The sequence below is a fragment of the Streptomyces sp. SID486 genome, assembly GCF_009865385.1.
GTDB lineage: Bacteria > Actinomycetota > Actinomycetes > Streptomycetales > Streptomycetaceae > Streptomyces.
The window spans coordinates 1-6825 of the sequence record NZ_WWJT01000645.1 but is presented as its reverse complement, the minus strand read 5'-3'; the positions used below and the strand labels follow the sequence as shown (position 1 = coordinate 6825).

General features: G+C 72.5%; 8 protein-coding genes. 5 read left to right on the top strand and 3 right to left on the bottom strand.

The window, feature by feature from the left end; translation table 11 throughout:
* Positions 1-52: 52 nt before the first annotated feature.
* The gene (locus GT045_RS30245; RefSeq protein ID WP_161287638.1) at positions 53-859 is read right to left on the bottom strand and encodes a VOC family protein; all 807 of its coding nucleotides are present in this window, start codon (positions 857-859) and stop codon (positions 53-55) included.
* A gap of 126 nt (positions 860-985) precedes the next feature.
* Here GT045_RS30245 and GT045_RS30240 point away from each other — a divergent pair, with 126 nt between their 5' ends.
* A complete protein-coding gene (locus GT045_RS30240; RefSeq protein ID WP_161287637.1) occupies positions 986-1300 on the top strand; it encodes an ANTAR domain-containing protein in 315 nt (104 codons plus the stop codon).
* A gap of 58 nt (positions 1301-1358) precedes the next feature.
* Here GT045_RS30240 and GT045_RS30235 read toward each other — a convergent pair whose 3' ends face one another.
* On the bottom strand, positions 1359-2156 hold the full coding sequence (locus GT045_RS30235) for an RNA polymerase sigma factor SigF (RefSeq protein ID WP_161287636.1): 798 nt from the start codon (positions 2154-2156) through the stop codon (positions 1359-1361).
* A 268-nt stretch (positions 2157-2424) separates the two neighbouring features.
* Here GT045_RS30235 and GT045_RS30230 point away from each other — a divergent pair, with 268 nt between their 5' ends.
* The 4 genes from GT045_RS30230 to GT045_RS30215 all read left to right on the top strand — a co-directional run bounded on the left by GT045_RS30230 (position 2425) and on the right by GT045_RS30215 (position 5409).
* Entirely contained in the window at positions 2425-2880 is a 456-nt protein-coding gene (locus GT045_RS30230) for a MarR family transcriptional regulator (protein WP_161287635.1), read from the top strand.
* Positions 2877-3890, top strand: a complete 1014-nt coding sequence (locus GT045_RS30225; protein ID WP_237538989.1) for an ATP-binding cassette domain-containing protein — start codon at positions 2877-2879, stop codon at positions 3888-3890. Before GT045_RS30230 ends, GT045_RS30225 begins: the two co-directional genes overlap by 4 nt.
* Complete coding sequence (locus GT045_RS30220) at positions 3850-4695, top strand: ABC transporter permease (protein WP_161287634.1); 846 nt, start codon at positions 3850-3852, stop codon at positions 4693-4695. Before GT045_RS30225 ends, GT045_RS30220 begins: the two co-directional genes overlap by 41 nt.
* A gap of 189 nt (positions 4696-4884) precedes the next feature.
* A complete protein-coding gene (locus GT045_RS30215; protein ID WP_161336120.1) occupies positions 4885-5409 on the top strand; it encodes a hypothetical protein in 525 nt (174 codons plus the stop codon).
* Positions 5410-5455: 46 nt separating this feature from the next.
* Here GT045_RS30215 and hemC read toward each other — a convergent pair whose 3' ends face one another.
* The gene (gene hemC / locus GT045_RS30210; protein ID WP_161336119.1) at positions 5456-6391 is read right to left on the bottom strand and encodes a hydroxymethylbilane synthase; all 936 of its coding nucleotides are present in this window, start codon (positions 6389-6391) and stop codon (positions 5456-5458) included.
* Positions 6392-6825: the final 434 nt, after the last annotated feature.

Sequence of the window (6825 nt, the reverse complement as noted above, 5' to 3'; positions counted from 1 at the left end):
GCTGCGGCCCGCCCGCTGGGCGGGCCTGGCCGCGGCCCGCGGGCCGCCCGGCTCAGCGGGCCCCGCGTGCCATCACGGTGAACTGCGCGCCGTCCGCGTCCCGCAGGATCGCCTCGGACTCGTCCTCGCGCAGCACGCTGCCGCCGTGCTTCTCCGCGGCGCGGGCGCAGCCCGCGACGTCGCTCACCGCGAAGTGGACCTGCCAGTGCGGACGCACGGAGGGGTCCGGGGCGGCCTCGACCGCGCCCGAGTCGATACGCGCCACGACGTCACCCCGGCTGCGCAGCAGCACCTCGCCACCGTCGTACTCCACCTCGCAGCACCCCGGCTGCCCGCTCGCCCAGCCCAGGATCTCGCCGTAGAAGATCGCGGCGTCGAAGGCGTCCCGGGTGTGCAGCCGGACGAAGGTCGGTGCCGCCTGCCGCCACGCCTCCCAGTTGCCGACCAGTTCGCCCTGCCAGATGCCGAAGGTGGCGCCGTCCCGGTCGGCGAGCAGCGCCGCCCGGCCGGGCGGGAACGACAGCGGCCCCACCGCCGCCGTCCCGCCGCGCTCCCGCGCCCGGGCCACGGCGACGTCCGCGTCCGGCACGGCGAAGTACGGCGTCCAGGCGACCGCCATCTGCCACATGGTGGCGACGGCCGCGATCCCGGCCACCGGCACCCCGTTCGCCAGGGCGATCCTGAAGTGCTCGCCGAGCTTGGCGCCGCGCCAGCGCCAGCCCAGGACCGCCGAGTAGAAGTCCTGGGTGGCCTGGAGGTCACGGCTGGTCAGGCTCACCCAGCACGGCGCGCCGAAGACGGCGTGGGTGGAGACGACGTCTTTCCGGCGCGGTGCCCCGGCGGGGGTGTCGTGGTTCATGGCAGTCGTCCTGCTCTCGGGGCCGGGCGGCCACCGGTCTGGCACCAGTGTCCGGCCGGACGTGGGTGGAACGCCTGTCGAGTACCCCAGGTGGCAGTGGTGCAGCCCCCTGCCGAGGATGGAGAGATGACACAGAGCGAGGCGGACCGGGTGGCCGCGCTGCAGGCGGAGGTCGACCAGCTGAAGCAGGCCATGGCCTCGCACGCGGTCGTGGACCAGGCGATCGGCATGATCGTGGCCCTCGCCCGGGTCACCCCGGACCGAGGCTGGGAGGTGCTCAAGGAGGTCTCCCAGCACACCAACATCAAGTTGCGCCACATCGCGGAGCTGATCCTGATCTGGGGCCGCCGCGGTGAGATACCGGCCGACGTCCGCGTCGCGCTGGAGGACGCCCTCGACCGCCTCGGCCCCACGCAGGTGCCCGGAGCCGAGGCGGAATGAGGGGCGGGGTCCGCGGACCCCGGTGAGGGGGCCGGCGGCACCCGTGGGCGGGACCGGCTCAACGGGCCCGGGTCTCGGTGAGCAGTTCCTCGCGCAGCCGGTCGAAGCAGCCGCTGAGCAGCCGCGAGACGTGCATCTGCGAGATACCGAGCTGCTCGGCGATCCGGCTCTGGGTCATGCCACGGAAGAACCGCAGGTAGAGGATGGTGCGCTCGCGCTCGGGCAGCGTCGCCAGACACGGCTTGACCGCGGCCCGGTCGACGACGAGGTCGAAGCCCGGGTCCGGGCCGCCCAGGGAGTCACCGAGCGCGTACCCGTCGGTGCCGGCCACCTCGGCGTCCAGGGACAGTGCCGAGAAGCACTCCAGGGCCTCCATGCCGGTGCGCACCTCGTCCTCGCTGAGCCCCGTGTGCACGGCGATCTCCGCGACGGTCGGTGCCCGGCCCGAGGTGGACTGGGCCAGTTCCTTCGCGGCGGCGCGGACCCGGTTGCGCAGGTCCTGCACCCGGCGGGGGACGTGGAGGGTCCACATGTGGTCCCGGAAGTGGCGTTTGATCTCCCCCGTGATGGTGGGCACCGCGTACGCCTCGAAGGCGCGGCCGCGCTCGGGATCGTAGTGGTCGACGGCCTTGACGAGGCCCAGCGCGGCCACCTGGTACAGATCCTCCAGGGCCTCGCCGCGGCCGCGGAACCGTACGGCGATCCGCTCCGCCATGGGCAGCCACAACCGGACCAGTTCGTCCCGCAGGGCCTGGCGCTCGGGGCCGTCGGGCAGCCGTGCGAGCCGCTCGAAGGCCGCACCGGTGTCCGGGGCGTCGTCATGGGGGTGGGGCTTGGTACTGCCGGTGACAGGCATGTGCGCGCACCTCTCTCAGCAGGTGCCGGTGGACAGACACCGTGGGAGGCGCGCTCGGACGATGAAGGGGCATCTGGGCGTGCGGCGAAGCCGGCTCCCACGGAGGTGCCTCCTGTCCGAAGCACAGTTGTTCCCATTCCCGCCTAGGGACATCACAAAACAATTCCGTACATATCGGTCGGCTGTGACCCTCTCCGGAACCCTCTTCGTCACGCCCTTGACCGCCTCTTGGGAGGAGATATCTCTGTAACAGAGGTAATCTCCAGGCGTGGAAGCGGACACCTTTCCGGAGGACCTGGCCGACGCGCTCGTGGGCGTCCAGCGGCTGATCCGGCGCCGGCTGCGCGGCGGGATCAGCGGGCCCCGGCTGCGCGGTGCCGAGGTCGAACTGCTGCGACTGGTCGAGTCCCGGCCCGGCATAGGGATCTCGGACGCGGCCCGGCGGCTGCACCTGGCGGGCAACTCCGTGTCGACCCTGGTCAACCAGCTCGCCCGGGACGGCTACCTGGTCCGGGAGACCGACCCGGCCGACCGGCGTGCCGCCCGTCTGCTGCTGACCGGAGCGGCCGAGCAGCGGCTCGCGGACTGGCAGCGCCGCCGCACCGAACTGGTCGGCCGGCACGTCGCCCGGCTCGGCGAGGCCGACCGGGAGGCGCTGCGCGCGGCCCTGCCCGCCCTGCGCGGGCTGGCCGCCACGCTGCACGAGGAAGCCGAGGAGACATGACGAACGAGAACCCGGAACGACCCGGCACGCCTGCCGCCCCCGACACCTCATCCTCCGCCGCCCCCGGCACCTCACCCCAAGCCGCCGCCGACACCCCTCCCTCCACCGCCGCCCCCGGCACCTCACCCCGGGCCGCCGCCGACACCCCTCCCTCCACCGCCGGGAGCGGCACCTCACCGTCCGCCGCGGGGACCGAGGCCGTCGCCTGTACCCGGCTCGGTTACGCCTTCGGTGGCACCCGTGCCGTCGACGGACTGGACCTTGCCGTGCACGAGGGCGAGGTCTTCGGGCTGCTCGGACCCAACGGTGCCGGGAAGACCACCGCCATCCGCTGCATCACCACACTGCTGCCGGTCCCGCCCGGCACGGTCCGTGTCTTCGGCCACGACGCCGCGAAGGAACGCATGGCGGTGCGGCGCCTGCTCGGCTACGTCCCGCAGCAGCTGTCCGCCGACAGCGGGCTCACCGGCCGGGAGAACGTCGCCCTGTTCGCCCGGGTCTTCGACGTGCCGCGCCGCGAGCGCGCCCCACGGGTCGCCCAGGCCCTGGCCGCCGTCGGCCTCACCGACGCCGCCGACCGGCTCGCCAAGACCTACTCCGGCGGCATGGTCCGCCGCCTCGAGCTCGCCCAGGCCCTGGTCAGCGCGCCCCGCCTGCTGATCCTGGACGAGCCCACCATCGGCCTCGACCCGATCGCCCGCACCGGCGTCTGGGAGCACATCAACGCCGTACGCGCCGCCACCGGCATGACCGTCCTGGTCACCACCCACTACATGGACGAGGCCGACCAGTACTGCGACCGGGTCGGCCTGATGCACCGCGGACGCGTCCGCGCCCTCGGCACCCCGGCCGCGCTGCGCCGGGGTCTCGCCGAGCGGCAGGGCACCACCGGCCTGCCCACGCTGGAGGACGTCTTCCGGGACATCGCCGGCAGCGGCCTCGACGACACTTCCGGAGGAGGTTTCCGCGATGTCCGGAGCACCCGCCGTACCGCGCACCGCGTCGGCTGAGGACACCACACTGCTGCTGACCCCGCCCGTGCCCCGCCCGGGCTGGCGGCTGCTGCCCGCCCGGGTCGTCGCCATGTGCGCGGTCGAGCTCCAGAAACTGCGCCACGACCGGACCGAGCTGTACACCCGCGCGGTCCAGCCCGCCCTGTGGCTGCTGATCTTCGGTCAGACCTTCACCAGGATCCGGGCGATACCCACCGGCGGAGTGCCGTACATCGACTATCTGGCGCCCGGCATCATCGCCCAGTCGGCGATGTTCATCGCGATCTTCTACGGCATCCAGATCATCTGGGAGCGGGACGCCGGCATCCTCAACAAGCTGCTCGTCACGCCGACCCCCCGCTCCGCCCTGATCACCGGCAAGGCGTTCGCGGCCGGGGTGAAGTCGCTGGTCCAGGCGGTCGTCGTGATCGTCATCGCCGCGCTGCTCGGCGTCGCCCTCACCTGGAACCCGCTGCGGCTGCTGGGCGTCGCCCTCGCGGTCGTCCTCGCCTCCGTCTTCTTCTCCTGCCTGTCGATGACCATCGCGGGCATCGTCCTCAGCCGCGACCGGCTGATGGGCTTCGGGCAGGCGATCACCATGCCGCTCTTCTTCGGCTCCAACGCCCTGTACCCCGTCTCGGTGATGCCGGGCTGGCTGCAGGCCGTCAGCAAGGTCAACCCCCTCAGCTACCAAGTCGACGCCCTGCGCGGGCTCCTGCTCGGGACGCCCGCGCATCCCGGCGCCGACTTCGCCGTCCTGGCGGTGGCCGCCGCGCTCGGTGTCGCCGCCGCCTCCGCGCTGCTCGGCCGGCTGGCCCGCTGATCTTGGTCCGGACGTGATGTGCGGCACGCGCCCGCACCGGCCCGGACAGGCCGCCGACGGATTCTTCCTGGGCAGCGCTTGATCACCGATCAAAGCGGGTGAACACCCTGGCCACAGCGCATTCCACTCATTTGACAGTGCGCTGAGCACACAGATAGACAGCAGCTCTCGAAGGTCGAGAGGGGCACTGTGTACGAGCCGAACGTGGTCGGGGACTGGCAGGAGTACGAGGAGCATGCCGGTCTGCGGGTCCGCGTCCACCGTCTGGAGGCGGCCGAGCCGCCGCGCGGACGGGACGACGCAGCCGCCGGGCTGACGTACTTCAGTGTCCGGGTGACCGTCGAGAACCGTGGCGAGCGCCACTTCGGCATCCATCTGGAGGACGGCCAGCTCGACGTCCGCGTCGGCCCGGACGGCGAGGGCGCCTTCATCGACTGGCGCAACTCGCAGTTCATCGAGGGCTTCGACGTCTACCCGCTGCGCCGGGCCACCGCCGTGCTCTACGCCGCCGCGCCCGAGGGCGCCCTGACCCACGTCGACGTCCAGGTGCAGCTGCGGGTGGACGAGGAGTGGGCCGACCGCCGGCTGTGGGCGGGCGGCATCGGCGTCATGGAGGCCACCGCGTCCGCCGCCCCCGCGAGCACCGGGCAGGCCGGTCTGGCCCACCAGGTGTCCGCCTTCCTCAGGGACCAGACGGAGCCCGGCACCGCCTGAGACGGGCCGGGGCCGACCGCCGCACGAGCACGCTGACCCGCGCCGCTCAGTGCGGGATGCCGTCGATGATCTCCCGGGCGCCCTGCCGCAGCAGCGCCACCGCCACCGAGGTGCCGAGCGTGGCCGGATCGAGCCTGCCCGCCCACTCGTGGGCGTTCAGCCGGGTCTTGCCGTCCGGCGTGAACACACAGGCCCGCAGGGAGAGTTCCCCACCGCGGTCCACGCGCGCGTACCCCGCGATCGGGCTGTTGCAGTGTCCCTGGAGCACATGCAGGAACATCCGCTCGGCCGTCGCCTCGCGATAGGTGTCCGGGTCGCCGAGCCCGCTGACGGCGTCGATCAGCGCGGTGTCGCCCTCCCGGCACTGCAGGGCGAGGATGCCCGCGCCGATCGGCGGCATCATCTCGTCCGTCGACAGCACCTCGCTGATCACGTCGGTCCGGCCGATGCGCTCCAGCCCGGACACCGCCAGCAGCAGGGCGTCGGCCTCGCCCGCGGCCAGCTTCTCCAGCCGGCGGTTGGCGTTGCCGCGGAACGGCACGCACTCCAGATGCGGATGTGTCGCGGCCAGCTGGGCGATCCGGCGCACCGAGGAGGTGCCGATCCGGGTGCCGGCCGGCAGCTCGTCCAGGGTCAGACCGCCCGGGTGCACCAGCGCGTCCCGGACGTCGTCCCGCTTCAGGAACGCGGCGAACACCGTTCCGGCGGGCAGCGGCCGGTCGGCGGGCACGTCCTTGACGCAGTGCACCGCGAGGTCCGCTTCCCCGGCCAGCAGGGCCGCGTCCACCTCCTTGGTGAACGCCCCCTTGCCCTCGACCGCGGACAGGTCGCCCATCCACTTGTCACCGGTCGTCTTCACCGGGACGACCTCGGTCCGCACCCCCGGATGCAGGTCGGACAACTCGGCGCGGACCCGCTCGACCTGGGCCAGGGCCATCGGTGAGTCGCGCGAGACGATACGGATCAGTTCCGGCACAGACATGGGGGACACGATAGACCCTGGCGGCGCACGGCCCGGCCGCGGTCACAGCATGACGTGTTTGACCTGCGTGTAGTCGAGCAGGCCGGTGAGGGACAGATCGCTGCCGTAACCGGAGTGCCGTACGCCGCCGTGCGGCATCGTCGATGAAGAGCATCGCGGTGCCGGGGTGCTGGGCGCTCCAGGGGATGGCGTAGCAGTCGGAGTTGACCGGTGAGCCCTCCGCGGGTGCCTGGAAGCCGAAGGCGGAAGGGCCGTCGGCCTGGTTGAGCATGGCTGCCATGTCGCCGCTCCACGCCGGGGTCATGACCGCTCACCGCGATCTGGCGGCAGGTGTCCGCGGCGCTCGGGCTGCCGGAGGAACTGCCCTAGGTGTTCTGTCCACGGAGGTTGGTGACAGCGATCACTGACGTGTGATCTTGAAATGGGTGAGGGCC